General features: G+C 57.0%; 2 protein-coding genes. Both read left to right on the forward strand.

Annotation, left to right across the window (positions count from 1 at the left end):
• Window positions 1-291: VOC family protein (locus B7449_RS03585; RefSeq protein WP_048883245.1), on the forward strand; the 291-nt coding region annotated here is incomplete at its 5' end.
• A gap of 24 nt (window positions 292-315) precedes the next feature.
• A partial coding sequence (locus B7449_RS03590) for an alpha/beta hydrolase-fold protein (protein ID WP_048883247.1) occupies window positions 316-779 on the forward strand: 464 nt, incomplete at its 3' end.

A 779-nucleotide genomic window follows, 5' to 3' on the forward strand; every position in this document is an offset into this window, starting at 1 on the left:
AACCTGGGGCCGTTCGGGCATGGGTGGATTCTGTATGGCCGCGAGAAACCAGCGTTCATCATTGCGCGTCCTGGCAACGATGAAGTGCCCTCAAGCAACGGTGTCACCATCGGTTTTGCGGCAGCGACACCCGCCGAAGTGGATGCTTTTCATGCCGCAGGTCTCGCCAATGGAGGAACCGATGAAGGCGCACCCGGCCCGCGAAGCCATCTACCGGGCGCTTATGCCGCCTATCTCCGGGATCCGGCAGGTAACAAGATATGCAGTTATACCTTCACGGACGGCAATTGACGTGCGCAAAAGGCCGTGAAAGCCATGGAACGCAAAGAAACGCACGCCTCTTTCGGGGGCGTGCAGGAAGTCTGGCGACACAATGCCGTGTCGTTGGGTGTGGAAGCAAACTTCGCGATTTACCTGCCTCCGCAGGCAAAAACTGAAAAGGTTCCTGTTCTTTACTGGCTCTCTGGCCTGACATGCACGGAGCAGAATTTCATTGGCAAGGCTGGCGCGCAACGCGTGGCTGCGGAACTGGGCATCGCCATTGTCGCGCCAGATACCAGTCCACGGGGTGTGGAGGTGGCTGATGACGATGCTTACGATCTTGGTCAGGGCGCTGGATTTTACATCAATGCGACGCAGGAACCGTGGGCGGCACATTATCGAATGTATGATTACGTCGTCACGGAACTTCCTGCGCTGATTGAAGCGAATTTTCCGGTTACGCAGCAGCGAGGTATTGCGGGACATTCGATGGGTGGATTTGGCGCCATCATGATCGC

It is taken from the genome of Komagataeibacter intermedius TF2, assembly GCF_000964425.1.
GTDB lineage: Bacteria > Pseudomonadota > Alphaproteobacteria > Acetobacterales > Acetobacteraceae > Komagataeibacter > Komagataeibacter intermedius.